This window comes from Streptomyces sp. NPDC058375 (assembly GCF_042723425.1).
Classification (GTDB): domain Bacteria; phylum Actinomycetota; class Actinomycetes; order Streptomycetales; family Streptomycetaceae; genus Streptomyces; species Streptomyces durocortorensis.
In genome coordinates this window covers 1-21,276 of record NZ_JBHXJG010000122.1, presented here as the reverse complement: position 1 = coordinate 21,276, position 21,276 = coordinate 1, and the positions used below count along the sequence as shown (strand labels likewise).

Genomic DNA, 21,276 nt, shown 5'->3' with positions numbered 1-21,276 from the left:
CGGGTCCGACAGCCGGGAGGGCATGTCGGACGAGGAGAAGAAGCGGCTGCGCACCGGCTCGGCCGAGGGCAAGCGCACCGACTCGATGATGATCCCGAGCGGTGACCTGGCGAGGTCCTTGGAGTCGCGGACGTGCACGGCGCTGGGGGCGGCGGCGACCTCGACGCATTCGGGACCGTCGTTGCTGCTGTAGCTGCTCTTGAACCACTCCAACGCGGACGTGTCACCGCTCGGGGGCATGCGCGTCATGTCTCTCCCAGTACTTTTTCGATGAAGGCCGTCGACTCCCGTGGGCTGAGACCCTGAGCCCGGACGAGACCGAGCCGTTGCCCCAGGATCCGAATCTCCTTGGGGTCGAAGGTCAGACGGTTGAACAACTGCCCTTCCCAGTGTCCCACCGCCCTGCCGTCGCTGAACTTGAGAAGCTGGAGCTGACCGCCCATGCCTGCGTGGTCCTCGCGGTCGGTCGGCATCACCTGGATCTCGACATTCCGTAACTTCCCGATCTCCAGCAGGTGTTCGAGCTGACGCCGGAGGACGGCTCGCCCGCCGAGGGGCCGTCGGATCGTCACCTCCTCCTGGACGAAAGTGAGCATGGTCAAGGGCTTCCGCTGGAAAATCTCCTGACGTGCCATTCGTGCGGCGACGTACCGTTCGATTTCGTCGGCACCGAAGGCCGGCCGCCGCATCTCGTAGAGCGCGCGGGCGTATTCGGCGGTCTGGAGCAACCCGTGGACGTTGTGATTTCCGTACGCCCCACGGCGGCGATCACCGCGCTGGAATCGTCGGCCGGATCGATGTCGAGGCCGAGATCGGGCTCGGATACGTCTTCGTCTTCAGCAGCCATGGTGGGCAGCGTAAGAACGGCGAGCCGGACCGAAGGGCGGATCCCTGGAAATCCACCCGAAATCGCTGCTCACACCCGGGTCGGGGCGCGTCACGACCCGGTGCGGGTCCACCGGATCGTGCCCGACCGCGACTTGGTGGGCCACGACATCAACTACTTAAAGAACCAAGAGAAATAACCCCACCCACCCCACCTGATCCCGGTGGTCAGCTGCGGGAGGGCTCGTCACTCGCGCGGGTGAGATTCATGAACTGAGCTGGATTTTGGCCGGGTTGGCAGGCATATGCTCACGCTGACCAACACCCAGACATGAGACGGCCCCCGCCGGGACGGCAATCCCGAGCGAGGACCTGACCACCAAGGAAGCAGAGACCTTCCCGATGGATACCCAGCACGATATCGCCCTGACCCATGCCCTGGCCGGAATTCCCGGGCCCGTCCCGCCGTCCGGCGTCCTTCACGCCGTGATCCCGCACACGAGCCGGTTCACGGTCGTCGGCAACCACCTCGCCCAGCACGCGGAGCTGTCCCTCGTCGCGATCGGGGTCGGCGTCCACATCCAGTCGCTGCCCGCCGGAGCGGAGGTCGGCATCAAGACGCTCGCGGCCCGCTTCCCCGAAGGCGAGGTGAAGATCGCCTCCGCCCTGCGCGAGTTGGAGGCCCACGGCTACCTGCACCGCACCCGCGTGAGGCTCACGAGGGGCCGGGTGGCCACCCGCACGGTGTTCTGCAACCAGCCGGGGGCGGCGCCCGTGATGCCTGCTGTGCGTGCTGTACCCGTGGTGCCTGCCGTGCCCGTGGTGCCTGCCGTGCCCGTGGTGGGCCCCGAGGTACGCAACCCTGGGCCCGCGCCCACCCTCGTACCGGAACACATCCGCGTACCGGAGCCGACACCGGTGCGGGAGCCCCCCGCCGTACCGGAGCCCATCCGCGTACCCGAGCCCACCCCCGTACCGGAACCCCGCCCCGTACCGGAGCCCATCCCCGCGCCGGAAGCACCGTACGCCCCGGTCCGCTTACCGTCGCGGACCGCACCCAAGCAGCCACGCCGGCCGCTCCCCCACCCCCACGTGCTCACTCCGGAGCTTCGGCAGGCCTCCTCCGCGCTCCTCGCCGACCTGCGGCGTCACGCGGAAGAGCTGGTGCTTTCGGAAGAGGACGTCGAGGAGCTGACCCCCGGGGTGGCCGCCTGGCTCGAACGCGACGCGACCACCGACGCGATCCGGCACACCCTCACGGCCGACCTCCCGCACCCGCTGAAGCACCCGGCGAGGCTTCTCAGGCACCGCCTCACGGTCCTCCTGCCGCCGCCGCTCCCCGGCCTCCACGCCCTCGCGCCACCTCGCCGTGCGCCGGTGACCCCGTTCCAGACCTGCGAGGACTGCGACCGGGCCTTCCGCTCGCACCACCCGGGCCACTGCCGCGACTGCCGGGCCCAGCACTGGGAGGCGGCCTAGCGTGGACAAACACCTGACGGATGTCCGTACGAACCCGCTACGCTCGGCCCACCCGGACGCGGGAGCGTCCGAGGCCGACGGGTGCTGACCACGCGGGGGCTCCGGGGGGAGGAGCGTGGGGCCTTGCGCACACGATCGCCGCGAGATTCGTCGGTGAGCACGCGGGTGACCGGGATGCTGGTGATGGTGGCGGTGAGCGCCACGCTGATCGCGGCCATCCTGCCCTTGCCTCCCCGGGTGGACGCACGGGATCTGCGGCTCGGGCTGTTCGGCTGCTCGCTGTTGTGCGTACTGGTGTGGATGACGGTCTCCGTGCGCTCACGGAGCGCGGCCGCGGTCGATCTGGACAAGCCCGCACGGCCGGAGCGGCGTCCCTCGCGGGGCCTGCCCCTCCTGGTCGCGGTCCTGCTCCCGCTGGCGAGTGGTGCGGCGCTGGTCCAGGCGGTCGGCCCGGACGGGGAGCAGGGGCGTTGGGCATCGGAGGTGTACGCCGCCGGAGGGGACGTCCAGGAGGTCCCCATCGACAGGACGGTGAGCGAACCACGGCTGACCGGCGTGAACGTGAACGACGTCGACGAGTACGCGGCCGACGTCGTCGTGACCCTGCGGTTCGACGACGGCCCCCGCAGCCTCACCGTCCCGGGCGCGAGGACTCTCGGGGTGCCGGCCGAGGGTGACACGGTGAGCATTTTGTACGCCCCGGGCCGCACCGGGCTCGGCGGGCGGTATCACGACACCGGCCTCCTCAGCGGCGGCATGGCACTCCTGTGGATCTGGGCCGTGGCCCTGTTCGTGGCCGCATTCGGCTGCGGGATCTACGACCGCGCCGGGGTCCACCGCGCCCGGAGGTTCCGGGGTGACGTCCACGGGGTGGCGGTGCTGGTGCTCTGTGTCGGTGTGCTCCTCCTGCTGCCCGGCGCGTTCTTCTTGACGCCCACCTGGGCGGGCTGGCTCCTGTCCTTCGCGGCCGCCTGCACACCGTGGCTGGCCCTGGCCTGGGTCATCAAACGTGTCTAGGGTCTGCCCACCGCAGGGTCTGGCCGGGGGCTCCGGGCGAACGCCAGATGGTGACCGCTACTCGGCCGCCGGGGCGGGTGATGCGGCGCAGTTCGGTCAGGGCTTCGCGGGGGCGGCCCACGTGGTTGAGGACGAAGTTGCCGATGGCGGCGTCGAACGTGTCGTCCTCGTACGGCAGTTCCGGGAGGTGCGCTACACGTACGTCGGCGGTCGGCACGGCCCGGCGGGTCGCCTCCGCCATGCCGGGTTCGGCGTCGGCCGCGTACACGGACGCCCCGCGCGCGACCGCCGCCGCGCTGACGGTCCCGCTGCCGCAGCCCACGTCGAGGACGCGGCTGCCGGGCCCGACCTCGGCGGCGTCGAGGAGGGCGGCCACCGGGTGGGCGCAGAGCCGGGCGTAGGTACGGGCGTACGGCTCGGCCTTGCCGGACCAGATGCGCCGCTCGGCGCGCGGTCGAAGGGGGTGGGTGCGGGGGCCACGTCGGTCATGGCGGGTGCGTCCTTCGCGTCGGTCATGGCGCGATCCCCTTCGGTTCGAGTTCGGCGAAGTCCTCGTGGAGGGCGTCGAGATGGCGGCCGGTCGGTGCGCCGGCCGCGTCCAGCTCTGCGAGCCGCCAGCCGGGCAACTGCTCCTCGACGTCGGCGGGGAGCGACCCGTCCGCCGGGTCCGCCAAGGCGTGCAGCACCCCGAACGCGGTCTCCCTCGCGACCTCGCGGGCCAGCGCGCCGAGGTCCTCGGGGGTGAGCCCGGCCGTGAGGGCCCGGTCGACGGCGTCGGCCGCCGCCCCGTCCGTCCGGTAGGCGTCCACCCACTGCCGGGCGGCCGTGCCCCAGGCGTCGACGTCCTGCCAGACCGTCCGCAGGAGGCGGTAGCGGGCGAGCTGCGGCAGCCCCTCCTCCGCCTCGGACTCGGCCCAGTCCCGGGCGTCGGCATCCGCCCCCAGGGCGCTGAAGAGGGCGGTCAGCCTGTCGAGTTCGGTCATGGGGAGGGAGGCTACCGGCCGTGGTCCGGACGGATGGGCCTGGCTGGACCGATGAGTTTCGGTGGGGTGCGCGGTCAGTACATCCGTAAGAGTGGGTGCCCCACGAGATGCCCGTACGAGATACTCAGGAGACCCCGATGCGCACCCTGATCAGTACCGCCTTCGTTTCGCTCGACGGTGTCATGGAGGCCCCGGGCGGCGAGCCCGGCTACCGGAACTCGGGGTGGACGTTCAAGGACATCGAGTTCCTGCCGGAGGCGTACGAGCTCAAGAGCCGGGAACAGGACGAGGCCGCGGCCCTGCTGCTGGGCCGGGCCAGCTACGAGGCGTTCAGCCCGGTGTGGCCGGGCATGGAGGAGTTCACCGGGTACAAGGCGATGCCGAAGTACGTCGTCTCCACCAAGCTGACCGACGGCGACCTGGTGTCCGACTGGGGTGAGACCACCATCCTGCGGTCGCTGGACGAGGTCGCCGCGCTGAAGGAAACCGAGGGCGGCCCGATCATCGTGCACGGCAGCACCGAGCTGAACCGGAATCTCGCCGACGCCGACCTGATCGACCGGTACCACCTGCTCGTCTTCCCGCTCCTGCTCGGCGCGGGCAAGCGGCTGTTCAGCGCGACCGACAAGGACCAGCAGAAGCTGAAGCTGGTCGAGCACGAGGCGTACGCGAACGGCATCCAGAAGAACGTGTTCGACGTCGTCCGCTGACGCGTCGGGCCGGTCAGCCGGTGCGTACCCCTCGCAGGACGGTCTCCGCCGCCTCGGCGGGCAGGACACCGGTGGTGTCGACCACCTGAGCCTCCCGGCGGAGCCAGGGAAGCGCCTGCTCGTAGTCGGTGAGGTGGTCCAGGCGCCACTGCTTGGCACCGGCGCTCTCGGGCTTGGTGTCGGTCTCGATGCGCTTGACGAGGGTGTCCCGGTCGGTGTGGAGCAGGAAGTGGTGCACGGGGATACCGGCCCGGGCCAGGCCGTCGTGGATCTCCCGCCAATATGCCTCGACCAGGACGGTCTGCGTAACCACCAGCGTGCCGCCCACGTGGTCGAGCACCTGCCGCGCCGTCTCCACGACCAGGCCCCGCCAGGGCGGGAAGTCCTGGAAGTCCTTCTCCGGGACGCCGAGAACGTGCCAGAGCATCTCGCCGACCTTCTCGGTGTCGAAGAGCCGGGAGTCCGGCAGGAGCGAGGTCACCTCCTTCGCGGTGGTGGTCTTGCCCGCGCCGAAGGTTCCGTTCAGCCAGATGATCATTGCTCCACCCTAGAGGCAGCCGAACTTCCTGGGCAGGCAGCCCAGTTCAGCCGTACCTTGGTCGGACCGAGGATGCTCACGGCGAGCGGAGGACGGAGTGCAGCAGATCGGGCCCAGGGTCGGAATGCGGCTGATCCATATGACGCACACCGAGCACCGTGGATCGGCCACCTACCACTACTACCGGATCCAGACCGCCTGGGTCGACCGGCCGCCCGAGGGTGTCCGGACCGGGTATTTGCGGTGCGCCACCTGTGGTGACATGGTCGGCTTCCGGCTGCGCAGTCGGGCACGCGCCAAGGCGCGCCAGCGGGTATGGCTTGCCCTCGGGCTCGTCGCGACGGCCGCACTCGCGGTGCTCATCGTGATCACGGCGAGGGTGATCAGCAGCGACTCGGGGACCGAATCCCGGACCCTCGTGCCCGCCGCTCTCGCGGTGGCCGCACTGATTCTGTCGGTCATCCTCCTCCCCAGCGAGGACGGAGTGACGCTGGCCCGTTTGCGGGGCAGCGGTCCGCACGGCTTCAAGCCGATGAAAATCCGCCTTGCGTGGTCCAAGCCGCCCGCGACCGACCAGCCCGTCCGCGCGGAGATCGTCTTCCACGACCCGGACTCACTCGACGACGGCGATGCCGGGAGGGATCCACTCGCCCCCTGAGTTCCCGAAATCCTTAATTCCCGCGTGCCGGCGGACCAGCACGGATACCGACGACGCGACGGCTCCCGGCAGTGTTACCGGGGGCCGTAGTAAGCAGCGCTGCGCAGAAGGCGTTACGGCAGGTTCCTGGCCATCACGATGCGCTGGACCTGGTTCGTGCCCTCGTAGATCTGGGTGCTCTACGGCATACATCGACCTGGCCTGCCAGAACACACTGAAAGTGAGGGGGCCGCCCAGGGTTCCCCCAGGATCAGTCCAGAAGCGGTGCCCTCACGCACGAGGAACGTGACCAACCTGGCGCTCACTCTGGGGAAGCCGAGTACCTTTCGACGCTGGCCCGTCCGGTGGAGCGGTCGAGTAGGCGCAGCTCCCAGGGCCCACTGTTCACGTCGAAGTCTTTCCCGAACCCCACCCACTTGCCTGCCATACGGCGACCCGTCGGCTCGATCAGTAGCTGAACAGCACCGTGGTAGCGGGCACCGTGGTAGTAGCCGTCCAACGCCGTCTGTTCCGTCCACGTGCCTGTGATGATGTTCCGGTCCACGGTCAGGTCCAAAGACAGGGGGCTGTCCGGGTTGGTCGACGCCCCGGGCAGGCTCTGGGCTGTCAGCCTGTTGCCGTGCTGGACGATGACGACATGGTGCTTGCAGTCGAAAGTCTCGTCACGGCTGGACGAGTAGAACTCGTACCGAGACAGCCAGATACCTGCGTACTCTCCCTGCGTCTCCGGCTCCGGACTTGTGACGGCACTGGTCGTGCCGACTTCCCTAGCTTCCATATCGTGGCCTCCTGCGCCGTCTGAGTGGACGCGTGTCATGGGGATCGCAAAGCCTAGTGACTCGGGAGCGCGGCCAGTGAACTGTTTCAGCGCTCGCGCGTACAGCGGGCGGCACGTCCTGGTCATCCCGGACTCCCAACGCTGCACAAGTCGCTTGGAGGCATCGTTCGGTTCGCCCAGCTCTTCCCCCGCCCCACGTAATCCCTGGGCGAACTCGTCTTGGCTGAGATTCATCGACTTGCGTACGGAGGTCAGGACGTCGTTGGGAACTCGCTCGCGCTCGGCCGTAGTCGTCATGGTCCGAGGCTAGCGACGCGGGACCTCCAATGACACCGGTTTGACGCCCTCGGAACGACGTCGAGATGACGCCGGAGGGTCGTCTCGAACGTCGCCGCAATGGTCGAGGTTAATCCGGAGCATGGTCGACATGTCCATCCGCATCAGCGCCTACAAGGTGAGAGCCGACGGTACGCAGACCGAGTCGCGAACCCTGTATGAGGGTGAGGGCGGAGCGCCCCTCGCGACTGGCGTTATGCCCCCGTGCCTGTGCCCGAGGTGCAGAGGCGGGTGGCATGAACGGAGCACGTCGGACATCCAACTACGTGGAGGTAGGCCAGCATGAGTACGGCAGTAGTGATCCGCGACCCGAAGACGTACGTCACGCCGGACGTGTGGGAGCGGGAGGTCACCCTCCTCCTCCGGAACCCGGAGAACACCCGCGAACTCGCGGAGGCCAAGTTCGGGCAGGCCATCGCCTACCTGGTCACGTGCGGCGAGAACCCGGACCTTCTCATGGGTCCGTCCGAGCAGGTGGACGAGGCGTGGCACTCGTTCATGCTGGACTCGATCCCCTATCACCACTTCACCAACCGGCACTTCGGCCGGTACATCCACCACGTTCCCGAGCTTCCGGGAACGAGGGCCGGGGTCCAACGTCTCAGCGACGACGAGGCGACGCGGGACGGGCACGACTCCAGGACCGGCGGCCCGCTGGTCCTGGAGCAGACGATCAAGGCCGTCAAGGCGGCCGGGTTCGAGATCGACCCCGACCTGTGGGGCATGGAGAGTGCAGCCGACTGCAACCAGTGCCACGCCGGGTGCCACGACTCACCCAAGTAGAACTGCGTAGCCGTTGAGTTGGGGCCTACCCCGTACGTTGGGAGTAGGCCCCTTCTGCTGGAAAGGATCACCGCATGTCATTGGCTGAGTCCTGGGACAAATACGCGGTCGGAAGCAAGCCGCGCAGGGCAGTGAACGCCACGGGCGAGACTACGTGGTTGAACTGGACTCAGTACGCCGATCACGGACCGAACGAGAGCGTTCTAGGACCCGTCGCCGGACGTCGGGTGCTGGAACTCGGCTCAGGCAGCGGGAGCAACCTGGCGCACCTGGTCACGCTCGGTGCGACGGGCCTGGGAGTGGACGTTGCACCTGCCCGCGAAACGGTCGCGAAGGAGCGTTGGGCTGGCCTGGCCGGTCTTGAGTTTCGCACCGCAGAGGTGACGGCATTCCTGACCGAGACGGACGAGATGTTTGACGTCGTGCTCTCCATCTTTGGTGCCGTGTGGTTCGTCGATCCGCACACCCTGCTACCGCTGATTCGATCCCGCATGACGTCAGGCGGCGTTCTGGCCTTTTCGCACCTGCCTCCAGGCGGTCAGAGCCCGCAACCCGGCTCATCGGGAATGCGGCACGATCACTCCCCGGGTGAGTGGGAGCAGATCCTGACGGGCCACGGCTTCACCGCGGCGTCGGCGTCCCTCGTCGATCCACCGGAAGGCCGGGCCGTGGGCACGATGCTGGTCCGCTCTACGGCTCCCTGACCTCGTGATTCACCCGGCCCTCGCGCATGCGAACGGCCCCCGGCAGGATCACCGGGGGCCGTAGTAAGCAGCGCTGCGCAGAAGGCGTTACGGCAGGTTCCTGGCCATCACGATGCGCTGGACCTGGTTCGTGCCCTCGTAGATCTGGGTGATCTTGGCGTCGCGCATCATCCGCTCGACCGGGTAGTCCCGCGTGTAGCCGTAGCCGCCGAGCAGCTGGACGGCGTCCGTGGTGACCTCCATCGCGACGTCCGAGGCGAAGCACTTGGCCGCCGCGCCCTGGAAGGTGAGGTCTCCTTCTCCACCTCCGGCGGCAACGCGCTCGGACTTGGCCGCCGCCGCGTACGTGAGCTGACGCGCCGCCTCCAGCTTCATCGCCATGTCGGCGAGCATGAACTGGATGCCCTGGAAGTCCGCGATCGGCTTGCCGAACTGCTTGCGCTCCTGGACGTACCCCTTCGCGTAGTCCAGCGCGCCCTGGGCGATGCCGAGGGCCTGGGCCGCGATCGTGATGCGGGTGTGGTCCAGGGTCTTCATCGCGGTGGCGAAGCCCGTGCCCTCCTCGCCGATCATGCGGTCCGCGGGGATGCGGACGTTGTCGAGGTAGACCTCGCGGGTCGGGGAGCCCTTGATGCCGAGCTTCTTCTCCGGGGCGCCGAAGGAGACGCCCTCGTCGGACTTCTCGACGACGAACGCCGAGATGCCCTTGGAGCGCTTGGTCGGGTCGGTGACGGCCATGACCGTGTAGAACTCGGAGACGCCCGCGTTGGTGATCCAGCGCTTCACGCCGTTGAGGACCCAGAAGTCGCCGTCGCGCACGGCCTTCGTCTTCATGCCCGCCGCGTCCGAGCCGGCGTCCGGCTCGGAGAGGGCGTACGAGAACATCGCGTCGCCCTTGGCCAGCGGACCCAGGTATTTCCGCTTCAGCTCTTCGGAGCCGGAGAGGATCACCGGGAGCGAGCCGAGCTTGTTGACCGCCGGGATCAGGGAGGAGGAGGCGCAGGCGCGGGCCACCTCCTCGATCACGATGACCGTGGCGAGCGCGTCGGCGCCGGCCCCGCCGTACTCCTCCGGGACGTGGACGGCGTGCAGGTCCGAGGCGACCAGGGCGTCCAGCGCCTCCTGCGGGAAGCGGGCCTCCTCGTCGACCGCGGCGGCGAAGGGGGCGATCTTCGTCTCGGCGAGCGCGCGGATGGTCTCCCGGAGCATGTCGTGCTCCTCGGCCGGACGGTACAGGTCGAAATCGGTCGAACCCGCCAAGACGCTCACTCCCCAGATGCTAACTACCGTTAAGTAACTCAATTTTAGTGCGCCGACCGTCCGACGGCATACGTACCGCGTACGTGAGCTTGCCGACAGGGGTGGGACATAGGGGGCCTTCCACGCAGATGGAGCGGTGAATTCCGGGCTGCCGGTCCCCGACTATGCTCGGTCCGCACGTCCGTCCGTACCTCCCAGGAGCACTCCATGGCCCTCAGGATCACTGTGATCGGCACCGGCTATCTCGGCGCCACCCATGCCGCGGCCATGGCCGAGCTGGGCTTCGAGGTCCTGGGGCTGGACATCGTGCCGGAGAAGATCGAGCTGCTGTCCAGCGGGCGCGTGCCGATGTACGAGCCGGGGCTGGAGGAAATGCTCCAGCGGCATGTGGCCGGCATCGCGGGGTCCACCGGGCGGCTGCGCTTCACCACCTCCTGGGAGGAGGTCGCGGAGTTCGGCGACGTCCACTTCGTCTGTGTGAACACGCCGCAGAAGCACGGCGAGTACGCATGCGACATGAGCTATGTGGACAGCGCCTTCGACGCGCTCGCCCCGCATCTGACCCGGCCCGCCCTGGTCGTCGGCAAGTCGACCGTCCCCGTGGGCTCCGCCGCCCGTCTCGCCGACCGGCTCGCCGAGCTGGCTCCGGTGGGGGCCGGGGCCGAGCTGGCCTGGAACCCGGAGTTCCTCCGCGAGGGCTTCGCCGTCAAGGACACGCTGCATCCCGACCGGATCGTGGTGGGCGTCCGCAGCGAGACCGCCGAGAAGCTGCTGCGCGAGGTGTACGCCGTGCCGGTCGCCGAAGGCTCGCCGTTCGTCGTCACCGACTTCCCGACCGCCGAGCTGGTGAAAACCTCCGCCAACTCCTTCCTCGCCACCAAGATCTCCTTCATCAACGCCATGGCCGAGGTCTGCGAGGCCGCCGACGGCGACGTCGTGAAGCTCGCCGAGGCCATCGGGCACGACGAGCGGATCGGGAAGAAGTTCCTGCGGGCCGGCATCGGCTTCGGCGGCGGTTGCCTGCCCAAGGACATCCGCGCCTTCATGGCCCGCGCGGGCGAGCTGGGCGCGGACCAGGCCCTCACCTTCCTCCGCGAGGTCGACTCCATCAACATGCGCCGCCGCGGCCACATGGTGGAGCTGGCCCGGGAGGCCGTCGGCGGCGGTTCGTTCCTCGGTAAGCGGGTGGGCGTCCTGGGCGCCGCGTTCAAGCCCGACTCCGACGACGTACGCGACTCCCCCGCGCTCAACGTCGCCGGGCAGATCCACCTCCAGGGCGGTCAGGTGACCGTGTTCGACCCGAAGGGGATGGCCAACGCCCGGCGGCTCTTCCCGACCCTCGGTTACGCCGACTCCGCGCTGGAGGCCGTGCGCGGCGCGGATGTGGTGCTGCACCTGACGGAGTGGCGCGAGTTCCGCGAGCTGGACCCAGCGGAGCTGGGTGAGGCCGTCTCCCGCCGGATCATCCTGGACGGGCGCAACGCCCTGGACAGCGCGGTGTGGCGCGAGGCCGGGTGGACGTACCGGGCGATGGGCCGCCCTAAGGCCTAGACACCCCCTGGCTTCGCCCCGATATCCGTCCGACAGCGGTCGTACGGCTTCGGCCCCGCCTCCGGCGGACAGGCTGAGCACATGGACCACTCGCGCGACTGGATCACCACCCCCCTCACCGACGACCTGCTGCGCGGCGCGCTCGAACTGGAGCGCACCGAGCGCGGCGGCCTCCTCCCCCATCGACTGCCCGCCCCGGCCCGCGCCCAATTCGGCGGCGACGAGCAGGTGGCGCAGGCGGAGTCGGAACCCTCGGGCGTCCGCGTGGTCTTCCGCACCCGGGCCACCGCCGTGGAGCTGGACGTCCTGCGCACGGTGATGGCCCACCGGGGCGTCCCGCCCCGCCCGGACGGCGCGTACGACCTGTACGTCGACGGGGAGCCGGCCGGCCGGGCCTCGGCGAGCGGCGGCAACGTGCTGATGGTCGACCTGTCCGACGGGTCACGGGAGCTGTTCCCCGGCAGCGTCGGGGCGGTGTCCTTCACCGGGCTGCCCGCGCGGGAGAAGACCGTCGAGATCTGGCTGCCGTACACCGAGACCACCGAGCTGATCGCGCTGCGCACCGACGCGCCCGTGGCAGCCCCGGAGCCGGGCGGCCGGCCGGTCTGGCTGCACCACGGCAGCTCCATCAGCCAGGGTTCATCGGCCGACAGCTCGGCGACCGCCTGGCCCGCCCTGGCCGCCGCGGCGGGGGGCGTGGAGCTGGTCAACGTCTCGCTGGCGGGCAGCGCGCTCCTCGACCCGTTCACCGCGTGCACCCTGCGGGACACCCCCGCCGATCTGATCAGCGTCAAGATCGGCATCAACCTCGTCAACCGCGATGCGATGCGGCTGAGCGACTTCGGTCCGGCCGTGCACGGGTTCCTCGACACCGTCCGCGACGGGCACCCCACCACGCCGCTGCTCGTCGTCTCGCCCATCCTCTGCCCCGTACAGGAGGACACTCCCGGGCCCGCCGCCCCGGACATCTCCGGCGGGCAGGTCGGGTTCACCGCCCTGGGCGACCCCGCCGACGCGGCTCGCGGGAAGCTGACGCTGCGCGTCGTACGGGAGGAGCTGGCCCGGATCGTGGCGGAGCGGGCGGCGTCGGACCCGTATCTCTTCCACCTGGACGGCCTGGCCCTGTACGGCGAGGCCGACCACGCCGAGCTGCCGCTGCCCGACCGGCTCCACCCGTGCGCCGCCGCCCACCGCCGCATCGGCGAGCGCTTCGGGGCGCTGGCCTTCGGTCCGGGGGGACCGTTCGCGGAGGCGGCGGAGCGTCCCTGAAGCCGCTCAGGCGTCCGAGGTCCGCTCCGGCACCCGAGGTCCGCTCCGGCACCCGAGGTCCGCTCCCGCGCCTGGTACCTCTCGGGCGGCTGATGCCTCTCGGGCGCCTGAAGCCGCCCGGGCCCCACGCACGCGGGCCGGCCGCTGATGGAGCGGGCGGCCGGCCCGGGGGTGCCTGGCCGGTGTCGGCCGGGCGCGTGAGGCGATTCAATTGCCGATGCCGGAGCTGCCCACGCCGGTGTTGCCGATGCCGGAGCTGCCCACGCCGGTGTTGCCGATGCCGGAGCTGCCGAGGCCCGAGTTGCCGTGGCCGTGGCTGCCGATGCCCGTGTTGCCGATACCGGCGTTGCCCCAGCCCCAGTTGCCGAGGCCGGCGTTGCCGATGCCACCGTTGAAGCCGCCCGCGTTGCCCAGGCCCATGTTCTCGATGCCCGCGTTGCCGACGCCCTTGTTCCCGATGCCCGCGTTACCCACACCGTCGGCGGCGGCCACGCCCGCGCCGCCGATGGCCAGCACGGCCGCGGCACCGAGCGCGGTCGTGCTGCGGAGAAGATTCGTGCGCATCGCTGCGTACCTCCTGTTGAGGGGATTTCCTGCCGCTATCCCTAACACGAGGTTGCGCCAGATATGGGGATGATTGCCCGAATCTTCCGTGTCGTCAGAGGGCGTGCACGGGTCAGCGCGTCCGCTGCCCGTCCAGCTCCGTGATCGTGGCGTGGGACGGGCCGCGCCCGCTCTGCTCGTCGCGGGCCACGGCCTCCGCGTCGCGCAGGACGCGTACGGAGTTCTGCCAGGTCAGCTTGGCGAGGTCGCCCTCGGACCAGTTGCGTCGCAGCAGCTCGGCGATCAGGTTCGGGTAGCCGGAGACGTCTTCCAGGCCGCGCGGGGTGAACGCCGTGCCGTCGTAGTCGCCGCCGATGCCGATGTGGTCGACGCCCGCGACCTCGCGCATGTGGTCGAGGTGGTCCGCGATGGTCGACGCGGTGGCCTCGGGGCGCGGGTGGGCCGCCTCGAAGTCCTCGTGGATGCGCATCGCGACCGGGGTGGTGTCGAGGTGGTGCAGCCCGTGCTCGCGCATGTTGCGGTCGGCGGCCAGGGTCCAGGCGACGGCCTCGGGGAGCACGAACTTCGGGACGAACGTCGCCATCGCTACACCGCCGTTGGCCGGGAGGGCCGCCAGCACGTCGTCGGGGATGTTGCGCGGGTGGTCGCAGACGGCGCGGGCCGAGGAGTGCGAGAAGATCACCGGCGCGGTGCTGGTGGCGAGCGCGTCGCGCATGACGCCGTCGGCCACGTGGCTCAGGTCGACCAGCATGCCGATGCGGTTCATCTCGCGGACGACCTCGTGGCCGAAGGCGGAGAGCCCGCCGAGGCGCGGCAGGTCCGTCGCGCTGTCGGCCCAGTCGATGTTGTCGTTGTGGGTGAGCGTCATGTAGCGGACGCCCAGGTCGTACAGGGCGCGCAGGGTGCCCAGCGAGTTGTTGATGGAGTGGCCGCCCTCGGCGCCCATCAGGGAGGCGATCCGGCCCTCGGCGCGGGCCTTCTCCAGGTCGTCGGCGGTGAGCGCCCGGCGCAGGTACGTCGGGTAGCGGGCGATCAGCTCGCCGACGACGTCGATCTGCTCCAGGGTGGCGCTGACCGCCGCGTCGCCGGTCAGGTCGGTGCGGACGTACACCGACCAGAACTGGCCGCCGACCCCGCCGGCCCGCAGCCGGTTCAGGTCGGTGTGGAGCAGGCCGCGCTGGTCGGCGGCGATGTCCCGCGCGTCGAGGTCGTAGCCGACCTGTTCGCGCAGGGCCCAGGGGAGGTCGTTGTGACCGTCGACGACGGGGTGGGCGGCGAGGAGCTCGCGGGCGCGCCGCACGTAGTCCATCGGCCGGCCCCTACTTTCCGAAGCCGAAGGAGTCGGAGCCCTGGACCTTGGAGCGCAGGCGCTTGCCCTTCTCCGTGGCCTGGGCGTTCAGCTCCGAGAGGAACTCCTGCATCCGCTCCTGGAGGACCGGGTCGGACGCGGCCAGGATCCGGGCGGCCAGCAGGCCCGCGTTGCGCGCGCCGCCGACCGAGACCGTGGCGACGGGAACCCCGGCGGGCATCTGGACGATGGAGAGCAGGCTGTCCATGCCGTCCAGGTACTTCAGCGGCACCGGCACGCCGATGACCGGCAGCGGGGTGACCGAGGCCAGCATCCCGGGCAGGTGGGCCGCTCCGCCCGCGCCTGCGATGATCGCCTTCAGGCCGCGGCCTGCGGCCTCCTCGCCGTACGCGATCATCTCGCGCGGCATGCGGTGGGCGGAGACGACGTCGACCTCGTACGGGATCTCGAACTCGTCGAGCGCCTTGGCCGCCGCCTCCATGACGGGCCAGTCGGAGTCCGAGCCCATCACAATGCCGATCACGGGCGCCGGTGCGGAGGGGGAAGTCATTCGGTGATCGTTCCTCGCAGGTAGTCGGCCGCGTGCCGGGCGCGCTCCCGCACGTCCGCCAGATCGTCGCCGTAGGTGTTGACGTGGCCGACCTTGCGGCCGGGCTTCACGTCCTTGCCGTACATGTGGATCTTGAGCTGCGGGTCGCGGGCCATGCAGTGCAGGTACGCCTGGTACATGTCCGGGTAGTCGCCGCCCAGGACGTTGCACATGACCGTCCAGGGGGCGCGCGGGCGCGGGTCGCCGAGCGGGAGGTCGAGGACCGCCCGTACGTGGTTGGCGAACTGCGAGGTGATCGCGCCGTCCTGGGTCCAGTGGCCGGAGTTGTGCGGGCGCATCGCCAGCTCGTTGACCAGGATGCCGGGCTTCCCGTCGGGTCCGCGGGTCTCGAACAGCTCGACCGCGAGGTGGCCGACGACGTCCAGCTCGGCGGCGATGCGCAGCGCGAGCTGTTGGGCCTCGCCGGCCAGCTCCTCGGACAGGTCGGGCGCCGGGGCGATCACCGTGTCGCAGACGCCGTCGACCTGGATCGACTCGACGACCGGGTAGGCGACGGCCTGGCCGTGCGGCGAGCGGACGATGTTCGCCGCCAGCTCCCGTACGAAGTCGACCTTCTCCTCCGCGAGGACCGGAACCCCGGCGCGGAACGGGTCGGCCGCGTCCGCCTCGGAGCGGACCACCCACACGCCCTTGCCGTCGTAGCCGCCGCGCACGGTCTTGAGGATGACGGGGAAGCCCCCGATCTCCTCGGCGAACGCGGCGGCGTCGGCCGGGTCACTCACGATGCGGTTACGGGGGCAGGGGGCGCCGATCTCCGTGAGCCTGGCGCGCATCACCCCCTTGTCCTGGGCGTGCACCAGGGCATCGGGGCCGGGGCGCACGGGGATGCCGTCCGCTTCGAGGGCCCGCAGATGCTCGATCGGGACATGCTCGTGATCGAAGGTGATCACGTCGCAGCCCTGCGCGAAGGCGCGCAGCGTGTCCAGGTCGCGATAGTCGCCGATGACGACCTCGCTCACCACCTGGGCCGCCGAGTCCTGGGGAGTGTCACTGAGCAGCTTGAATTTCAGGCCGAGGGGGATACCCGCCTCGTGGGTCATGCGGGCGAGCTGACCGCCGCCGACCATGCCGACTACCGGGAACGTCACGTCTCCAGGGTATCCGCCACGCCGGTGGTTCCCGGACGGCCGTACGGATGGCCGCACCGCCGCAGCCCCTGCGGACTCACGGGCGTCACACGGGCGGGCTGGTTAGCATGGCGGAGTTGACGTGGTTGCGTCGACGCCACCGAACGGACGGACTGAGCGATCACCATGAGCGAACGGGGCGCACTGCGGGCCCGGCTTGATCTGCTGGCCCGGGAGGTCGCCAAGTTCGGCGCGGTCGGTTTGGTGGGGCTGCTGGTCAACATCGCCGTCTTCAACCTGCTCCGGCACACCACCGACCTCCAGGTCGTCCGGGCGAGCGTGCTGGCGACCTTCGTCGCCATCCTCTGCAACTACGTGGGCTTCCGGTACTGGACCTACCGGGACCGTGACAAGACCGGCCGGACCCGCGAGCTGACCCTCTTCCTGCTGTTCAGCGCGGCGGGCGCGGTGATCGAGAACGGTGTCCTGTACCTGGCGACGTACGGCTTCGACTGGAACAGCCCGGTCCAGAGCAACGTCTTCAAGATCCTGGGGATCGGGATCGCGACCCTCTTCCGCTTCTGGTCCTACCGGACCTGGGTCTTCAAGGCACTCCCCACCGAGTCCTCGCCCACCGAGTCCTCTCCCGCCGAGCCCTCGCCCACCGAGCCCTCTTCCGCCGAGCCCTCTTCCGCCGAGGAGGCCGCACGCCCTGCGGATCGGTTTCTGGAACAGCGGCGGCCGACGGAGACCGTAGAGCCCGATCCCGTACGGAACTGAGGCCTCGGCTCGGTCGTTGTTCAGCGCACCGGGCGCTCAGGGGTCCTGCGGTCGACCGGGACGCGGCTGAGGAAGAGTGCGAAGACCGCCGGGTGCTGCTGGAGCAGCTCCAGCCGACCGCCGTCCGCCTCCGCGAGGTCGCGGGCGACGGCCAGGCCGATGCCGGTGGAGTTGCGGCCGCTGATGGTCCGCTCGAAGATCCGCGCGCCCAGTTCGGCGGGGACGCCGGGGCCCTCGTCGGTGACCTCGACGACCACCTGGTTGCCGGTGACCCGGGTGCGCAGGGCGACGGTGCCGCCGCCGTGCATGAGGGAGTTCTCGATCAGCGCCGCCAGGACCTGGGCGACCGCCCCCGGGGTGCCCACGGCCCGCAGCCCGTGCTTGCCGGAGCAGACCAGCGCACGGCCGGCGCTGCGGTAGGCCGGGCGCCACTCCTCGATCTGCTGTTTGACGATCTCGTCGAGGTCGAAGACGACGGCGGAGCCGGTGCGCGGGTCGCGGGAGTTCGTCAGGAGCCGTTCGACGACATCGGTGAGGCGCTCGACCTGGGTGAGGGCGATGTTCGCCTCCTCCTTGACCGTCTCGGGATCGTCGGTGACGGAGATCTCCTCGATCCGCATGGAGAGCGCGGTCAGCGGCGTACGGAGTTGGTGCGAGGCGTCGGCGGCGAGGCGGCGTTCGGCGGTCAGCATCCGGGCGATCCGCTCGGCCGAGGAGTCCAGGACGTCGGCGACCCGGTCCAGCTCGGGCACCCCGTACCGCTTGTGGCGCGGGCGGGGATCTCCGGAGCCGAGGCGTTCGGCGGTCTCGGCGAGGTCGGTGAGCGGAGAGGCGAGCCGGTTGGCCTGGCGTACGGCGAGGAGCACGGCCGAGACGATCGCCAGCAGCGCCACCGCACCGATGATCAGGAGCGTACGCCCGACCTCACGGGTGACGGACGAGCGGGACTCCTCGACGGTGACCTTCTCGCCCCCCTCCCCGGTCTCGGTGGCGCGCAGGACACTGCCGGTGGGACGTTCGCCGACGGAGATGGGGGCACGGCCGGGGATCTCGATCAGCGCGAACCGGGCCGGGTCGATCTGCTCGGCCAGCACGCCGGAGTTGATCGCCTCCTCCCCCAGCAGCCGGCTCTCGACCACGCTGATCAGCCGGAGCGCCTCGGACTCGACGCTCTCCTGGGCGCTGGCGCTGATGGTGCGCGTCTCCACGATCACCAGCGAGACGCCGAAGACGGCGATGACGACGAGCACCACGGCGAGCGTGGAGTTGATCAGGCGGCGGCGCATACCCGGCCCGTCCGGTCGGGGGAAGGCTCTTCAGGACGCATGGGAGCTTCGTACGTCAGCTCTTCTCGAACCGGAAGCCGACGCCCCGGACGGTGGCGATGTAGCGGGGGTTGGCGGCGTCGTCGCCGAGCTTCTTGCGCAGCCAGGAGATGTGCATGTCGAGGGTCTTGGTGGAGGACCACCAGGTGGTGTCCCAGACCTCGCGCATCAGCTGGTCGCGGGTGACGACCCGGCCGGCGTCCCGGACCAGGACCCGCAGCAGGTCGAACTCCTTGGCGGTGAGCTGGAGTTCCTCCTCGCCCATCCAGGCCCGGTGCGACTCGACGTCGATCCTGACGCCGTGGGTGGCGGGCTGCGGGACGGGCTCGGAGGCGCCGCGGCGCAGCAGGGCGCGGACCCGGGCGAGCAGCTCGGCGAGGCGGAACGGCTTGGTGACGTAGTCGTCGGCGCCCGCGTCCAGGCCGACGACCGTGTCGACCTCGTCGGCGCGGGCCGTCAGCACCAGGATCGGGATGGTGTGGCCGCCGGCCCGGAGCCTGCGGGCGACTTCCAGACCGTCCATCCCGGGCAGCCCCAGGTCGAGGACGACCAGGTCGATGCCGCCCTGGAGTCCGGCGTCGAGCGCGGTCGGACCGTCCTGGCGGACCTCGACCTCGTAACCCTCCCGACGCAGTGCGCGGGCCAGTGGCTCCGAGATGGATGCGTCGTCCTCGGCGAGCAGTACACGGGTCATGGACTGATGGTAGTCCGGCCCGGGTGCTCCGAGTGAGGCCCACGACGGCACCTGCGGGTCAGCGCCACAAAGAGGACGGAGACCTTTGAATATGGGAGCGTGGTTCCATCCGGACCTGTGATCCATGTCTCAAGTCCTTTCATATCCCGCCGTGTCGTGTCGTATGGTGTCCCGACGCCTGTTGCACTACTCAAGGACCTTTGGGCAGCCATGAGCGCCAAGGGTCTCTTTTGTGTGCGGGGCCGGTTCCCGCCGGCCTTTTCCGAGTGAATGACCTGTGAGCCGGGCCCGGAGCGCGAGGACGCGCGACGGGTGTGGATCCCGACGCGGTTCTTCCCCGCTCCGCCGCCGAGCCTCCGCCAGGAGCCCGGCCGCACGGAGCACGTCCCCCTCAGGCGTGAGGGACGGGGTACGCCGCGCCGGTGCCGGCTGCCCCCCACCGGGCGCGTACCGCTCACGAGGCGGCGCGTCCCGACCAGCAAGGATCGACCATGGCGTCCAGCCTGACGAAGGACTCGCCCAGTTCCGGCGAGAAGACCTTCTTCGGCCACCCCCGCGGCCTGGCCACACTCTTCATGACGGAGATGTGGGAGCGCTTCAGCTACTACGGCATGCGGGCACTGCTTCCGCTCTACCTGATCGCGCCCGGCGGGCTCGACATGAACGCCGGCACGGCGACCGCGATCTACTCGGTCTACCTGTCGCTGGTGTACCTGCTCGCGATGCCCGGCGGCTGGTTCGGCGACCGGGTCTGGGGCCCGCGCAAGACCGTCGCCATCGCGGGCGGCGTCATCATGCTCGGCCACCTGACCCTGGCCCTGCCCTCCGAGGGCACGTTCTTCGCCGGTCTCGGCCTGGTGGCCATCGGCTCCGGTCTGCTGAAGTCCAACATCTCCACGATGGTCGGGCACCTCTACGACGGCCCGGAGGACCCGCGCCGCGACGGTGGCTTCACGATCTTCTACATGGGCATCAACATGGGCGCCTTCGCGGCTCCCCTGGTGATCGGCACCGTCGGCGAGAACGTCAACTGGCACCTCGGCTTCGCCCTCGCCGCGCTCGGCATGGGCCTGGGCGTGGTCCAGTTCCTCCTCGGCACCCGCCACCTGAACGAGCGCAGCCTCGTCGTCCCGAAGCCGCTCTCCAAGGACGAGCGCGCCGCCACGCTCCGCAAGTCGATGATCTGGCTGGGCGTCGCCGCCGTCTTCTACATCGGCACGGTCGTCACCGGCGTCTACACGCTGAACTGGCTGCTGGTCCCGATCACCATCGCGGGCCTGGTCATTCCGGTCATGGTCCTGACGCGCATCAAGCGCGACAAGGAGCTCAGCGCCGCCGAGCAGTCGAAGATGACCGGGTACATCTGGTTCTTCGTGGCCGCGGCCATCTTCTGGATGATCTACGACCAGGGCGGCTCGACGCTCTCGATCTTCGCCGAGTCCTCGGCCGAGAACAGCGTCTTCGGCTGGGACTTCCCGGTCTCCTGGTACCAGTCGGTCAACCCGGTCCTGATCATGGCGCTCGCACCGGTCTTCGCCGCCTTCTGGCTCGCCCTGAACCGGCGCGGCAAGGAGCCGAGCACGATCGTGAAGTTCAGCTCCGGTCTCGTGCTGGTCGGCGCCTCGTTCTTCGTCTTCCTGATGCCGCTGACCATCGCGGGCGACGGCCACAAGGCCGCCGCGATGTGGCTGGTCGCGATCTACTTCATCCAGACCGTGGCCGAGCTGACGCTCTCCCCGGTCGGCCTCTCCGTCACGACGAAGATGGCGCCGGAGAAGTACGCCAGCCAGATGATGGGTGTCTGGTTCCTCGCCGTCACCGCCGGTGACTGCACCACGGGTCTGCTCTCGCTGGCCGGTGTGGAACTGAACGGCACCGGGGTCGTGGCGCTGGAGGCGACGCTCGCCGTCGCCGCCGGTATCGCGATCTTCATGTACCGCGGCAAGGTCAAGCAGCTCATGGGCGACGTCCGCTGACGGACGCTCTGTAGGTCCCGCGCAGGGATGTGACCACGGCTGAGGGCCGCCGCACCGGAA

Annotated in this window: 20 protein-coding genes and 3 pseudogenes; 10 read left to right on the top strand and 13 right to left on the bottom strand. The window is 69.9% G+C overall.

What is annotated here, in order from left to right:
* Window positions 1-93: 93 nt before the first annotated feature.
* A pseudogene (locus ACFWM7_RS20320) lies at window positions 94-240 on the bottom strand (DUF397 domain-containing protein); the annotation flags it as partial.
* A gap of 5 nt (window positions 241-245) precedes the next feature.
* A pseudogene (locus ACFWM7_RS20315) lies at window positions 246-758 on the bottom strand (DUF5753 domain-containing protein); the annotation flags it as partial.
* Window positions 759-1,227: 469 nt separating this feature from the next.
* Between ACFWM7_RS20315 and ACFWM7_RS20310 the strand changes: the two are divergent.
* Both ACFWM7_RS20310 and ACFWM7_RS20305 read left to right on the top strand, forming a co-directional pair.
* Window positions 1,228-2,304 (top strand): hypothetical protein, encoded by a 1,077-nt coding sequence (locus ACFWM7_RS20310; protein WP_383262569.1) that lies wholly within the window; start codon window positions 1,228-1,230, stop codon window positions 2,302-2,304.
* Between the two features lie 153 nt (window positions 2,305-2,457).
* Window positions 2,458-3,321, top strand: coding sequence for a hypothetical protein (locus ACFWM7_RS20305; protein WP_383262568.1), 864 nt, complete (start codon window positions 2,458-2,460; stop codon window positions 3,319-3,321).
* 13 nt (window positions 3,322-3,334) lie between these two features.
* Here ACFWM7_RS20305 and ACFWM7_RS20300 read toward each other — a convergent pair.
* Together ACFWM7_RS20300 and ACFWM7_RS20295 are read right to left on the bottom strand one after the other, a co-directional pair.
* Window positions 3,335-3,810: pseudogene (locus tag ACFWM7_RS20300) on the bottom strand (class I SAM-dependent methyltransferase); the annotation flags it as partial.
* 23 nt (window positions 3,811-3,833) lie between these two features.
* Window positions 3,834-4,304 carry a hypothetical protein gene (locus tag ACFWM7_RS20295; protein ID WP_383262566.1) on the bottom strand — a complete coding sequence of 157 codons (471 nt, stop codon included), beginning with the start codon at window positions 4,302-4,304 and terminating at the stop codon, window positions 3,834-3,836.
* Between the two features lie 137 nt (window positions 4,305-4,441).
* On the opposite strand from ACFWM7_RS20295, the gene ACFWM7_RS20290 reads away from it, so the two are divergent.
* A complete protein-coding gene (locus ACFWM7_RS20290) occupies window positions 4,442-5,014 on the top strand; it encodes a dihydrofolate reductase family protein (protein WP_383262565.1) in 573 nt (190 codons plus the stop codon).
* Window positions 5,015-5,027: 13 nt separating this feature from the next.
* Here the strand turns inward: ACFWM7_RS20290 and ACFWM7_RS20285 are convergent, their stop codons facing one another.
* Complete coding sequence (locus ACFWM7_RS20285) at window positions 5,028-5,552, bottom strand: AAA family ATPase (protein WP_383262563.1); 525 nt, start codon at window positions 5,550-5,552, stop codon at window positions 5,028-5,030.
* A gap of 97 nt (window positions 5,553-5,649) precedes the next feature.
* Here ACFWM7_RS20285 and ACFWM7_RS20280 point away from each other — a divergent pair, with 97 nt between their 5' ends.
* Entirely contained in the window at window positions 5,650-6,210 is a 561-nt protein-coding gene (locus ACFWM7_RS20280; protein ID WP_383262561.1) for a hypothetical protein, read from the top strand.
* A gap of 301 nt (window positions 6,211-6,511) precedes the next feature.
* Here ACFWM7_RS20280 and ACFWM7_RS20275 read toward each other — a convergent pair whose 3' ends face one another.
* Window positions 6,512-7,285 (bottom strand): helix-turn-helix domain-containing protein, encoded by a 774-nt coding sequence (locus ACFWM7_RS20275; protein ID WP_383262560.1) that lies wholly within the window; start codon window positions 7,283-7,285, stop codon window positions 6,512-6,514.
* 321 nt (window positions 7,286-7,606) lie between these two features.
* Here ACFWM7_RS20275 and ACFWM7_RS20270 point away from each other — a divergent pair, with 321 nt between their 5' ends.
* Both ACFWM7_RS20270 and ACFWM7_RS20265 read left to right on the top strand, forming a co-directional pair.
* A complete protein-coding gene (locus tag ACFWM7_RS20270) occupies window positions 7,607-8,107 on the top strand; it encodes a glycine-rich domain-containing protein (RefSeq protein WP_383262558.1) in 501 nt (166 codons plus the stop codon).
* 74 nt (window positions 8,108-8,181) lie between these two features.
* Window positions 8,182-8,811 carry a class I SAM-dependent methyltransferase gene (locus ACFWM7_RS20265; RefSeq protein WP_383262556.1) on the top strand — a complete coding sequence of 210 codons (630 nt, stop codon included), beginning with the start codon at window positions 8,182-8,184 and terminating at the stop codon, window positions 8,809-8,811.
* 87 nt (window positions 8,812-8,898) lie between these two features.
* Here the strand turns inward: ACFWM7_RS20265 and ACFWM7_RS20260 are convergent, their stop codons facing one another.
* Window positions 8,899-10,071: an acyl-CoA dehydrogenase gene (locus ACFWM7_RS20260; RefSeq protein ID WP_383262570.1), complete on the bottom strand. Its 1,173-nt coding sequence runs from the start codon at window positions 10,069-10,071 to the stop codon at window positions 8,899-8,901.
* Between the two features lie 207 nt (window positions 10,072-10,278).
* Here ACFWM7_RS20260 and ACFWM7_RS20255 point away from each other — a divergent pair, with 207 nt between their 5' ends.
* A complete protein-coding gene (locus tag ACFWM7_RS20255; RefSeq protein WP_383262554.1) occupies window positions 10,279-11,622 on the top strand; it encodes a UDP-glucose dehydrogenase family protein in 1,344 nt (447 codons plus the stop codon).
* 81 nt (window positions 11,623-11,703) lie between these two features.
* Entirely contained in the window at window positions 11,704-12,891 is a 1,188-nt protein-coding gene (locus ACFWM7_RS20250) for a GDSL-type esterase/lipase family protein (RefSeq protein ID WP_383262552.1), read from the top strand.
* Window positions 12,892-13,098: 207 nt separating this feature from the next.
* On the opposite strand, the gene ACFWM7_RS20245 is transcribed toward ACFWM7_RS20250, so the two are convergent.
* From ACFWM7_RS20245 to ACFWM7_RS20230, 4 genes are all read right to left on the bottom strand, one after another.
* Window positions 13,099-13,455: a pentapeptide repeat-containing protein gene (locus ACFWM7_RS20245; RefSeq protein ID WP_383262550.1), complete on the bottom strand. Its 357-nt coding sequence runs from the start codon at window positions 13,453-13,455 to the stop codon at window positions 13,099-13,101.
* 112 nt (window positions 13,456-13,567) lie between these two features.
* A complete protein-coding gene (locus ACFWM7_RS20240; protein WP_383262549.1) occupies window positions 13,568-14,764 on the bottom strand; it encodes a dipeptidase in 1,197 nt (398 codons plus the stop codon).
* A 10-nt stretch (window positions 14,765-14,774) separates the two neighbouring features.
* Window positions 14,775-15,314 (bottom strand): 5-(carboxyamino)imidazole ribonucleotide mutase, encoded by a 540-nt coding sequence (gene purE, locus ACFWM7_RS20235; protein WP_383262547.1) that lies wholly within the window; start codon window positions 15,312-15,314, stop codon window positions 14,775-14,777.
* Window positions 15,311-16,462: a 5-(carboxyamino)imidazole ribonucleotide synthase gene (locus ACFWM7_RS20230; protein WP_383262546.1), complete on the bottom strand. Its 1,152-nt coding sequence runs from the start codon at window positions 16,460-16,462 to the stop codon at window positions 15,311-15,313. The genes purE and ACFWM7_RS20230 overlap by 4 nt, the downstream gene beginning before the upstream one ends.
* Window positions 16,463-16,627: 165 nt before the next feature.
* Between ACFWM7_RS20230 and ACFWM7_RS20225 the strand changes: the two genes are divergently transcribed.
* A complete protein-coding gene (locus tag ACFWM7_RS20225) occupies window positions 16,628-17,221 on the top strand; it encodes a GtrA family protein (RefSeq protein ID WP_383262545.1) in 594 nt (197 codons plus the stop codon).
* Window positions 17,222-17,241: 20 nt separating this feature from the next.
* Here the strand turns inward: ACFWM7_RS20225 and ACFWM7_RS20220 are convergent, their stop codons facing one another.
* Together ACFWM7_RS20220 and ACFWM7_RS20215 are read right to left on the bottom strand one after the other, a co-directional pair.
* Window positions 17,242-18,507, bottom strand: a complete 1,266-nt coding sequence (locus tag ACFWM7_RS20220; protein ID WP_383262543.1) for an ATP-binding protein — start codon at window positions 18,505-18,507, stop codon at window positions 17,242-17,244.
* A gap of 55 nt (window positions 18,508-18,562) precedes the next feature.
* Window positions 18,563-19,240, bottom strand: coding sequence for a response regulator transcription factor (locus ACFWM7_RS20215; RefSeq protein WP_007450117.1), 678 nt, complete (start codon window positions 19,238-19,240; stop codon window positions 18,563-18,565).
* Between the two features lie 491 nt (window positions 19,241-19,731).
* Here ACFWM7_RS20215 and ACFWM7_RS20210 point away from each other — a divergent pair, with 491 nt between their 5' ends.
* Window positions 19,732-21,216, top strand: coding sequence for an oligopeptide:H+ symporter (locus ACFWM7_RS20210; protein ID WP_383262542.1), 1,485 nt, complete (start codon window positions 19,732-19,734; stop codon window positions 21,214-21,216).
* The last annotated feature ends 60 nt before the right edge of the window (window positions 21,217-21,276 follow it).

Excerpts from the sequence above, each read along its gene's own strand:
- ACFWM7_RS20215 (WP_007450117.1), bottom strand. The coding sequence starts at position 19,240 with ATGACCCGTGTACTGCTCGCCGAGGACGACGCATCCATCTCGGAGCCA.
- ACFWM7_RS20265 (WP_383262556.1), top strand. The coding sequence starts at position 8,182 with ATGTCATTGGCTGAGTCCTGGGACAAATACGCGGTCGGAAGCAAGCCG.
- ACFWM7_RS20295 (WP_383262566.1), bottom strand. The coding sequence starts at position 4,304 with ATGACCGAACTCGACAGGCTGACCGCCCTCTTCAGCGCCCTGGGGGCG.
- ACFWM7_RS20270 (WP_383262558.1), top strand. The coding sequence starts at position 7,607 with ATGAGTACGGCAGTAGTGATCCGCGACCCGAAGACGTACGTCACGCCG.
- ACFWM7_RS20245 (WP_383262550.1), bottom strand. The coding sequence starts at position 13,455 with ATGCGCACGAATCTTCTCCGCAGCACGACCGCGCTCGGTGCCGCGGCC.
- ACFWM7_RS20225 (WP_383262545.1), top strand. The coding sequence starts at position 16,628 with ATGAGCGAACGGGGCGCACTGCGGGCCCGGCTTGATCTGCTGGCCCGG.
- ACFWM7_RS20275 (WP_383262560.1), bottom strand. The coding sequence starts at position 7,285 with ATGACGACTACGGCCGAGCGCGAGCGAGTTCCCAACGACGTCCTGACC.
- ACFWM7_RS20210 (WP_383262542.1), top strand. The coding sequence starts at position 19,732 with ATGGCGTCCAGCCTGACGAAGGACTCGCCCAGTTCCGGCGAGAAGACC.
- ACFWM7_RS20310 (WP_383262569.1), top strand. The coding sequence starts at position 1,228 with ATGGATACCCAGCACGATATCGCCCTGACCCATGCCCTGGCCGGAATT.
- ACFWM7_RS20220 (WP_383262543.1), bottom strand. The coding sequence starts at position 18,507 with ATGCGCCGCCGCCTGATCAACTCCACGCTCGCCGTGGTGCTCGTCGTC.
- ACFWM7_RS20290 (WP_383262565.1), top strand. The coding sequence starts at position 4,442 with ATGCGCACCCTGATCAGTACCGCCTTCGTTTCGCTCGACGGTGTCATG.
- purE (WP_383262547.1), bottom strand. The coding sequence starts at position 15,314 with ATGACTTCCCCCTCCGCACCGGCGCCCGTGATCGGCATTGTGATGGGC.
- ACFWM7_RS20255 (WP_383262554.1), top strand. The coding sequence starts at position 10,279 with ATGGCCCTCAGGATCACTGTGATCGGCACCGGCTATCTCGGCGCCACC.
- ACFWM7_RS20250 (WP_383262552.1), top strand. The coding sequence starts at position 11,704 with ATGGACCACTCGCGCGACTGGATCACCACCCCCCTCACCGACGACCTG.
- ACFWM7_RS20285 (WP_383262563.1), bottom strand. The coding sequence starts at position 5,552 with ATGATCATCTGGCTGAACGGAACCTTCGGCGCGGGCAAGACCACCACC.
- ACFWM7_RS20240 (WP_383262549.1), bottom strand. The coding sequence starts at position 14,764 with ATGGACTACGTGCGGCGCGCCCGCGAGCTCCTCGCCGCCCACCCCGTC.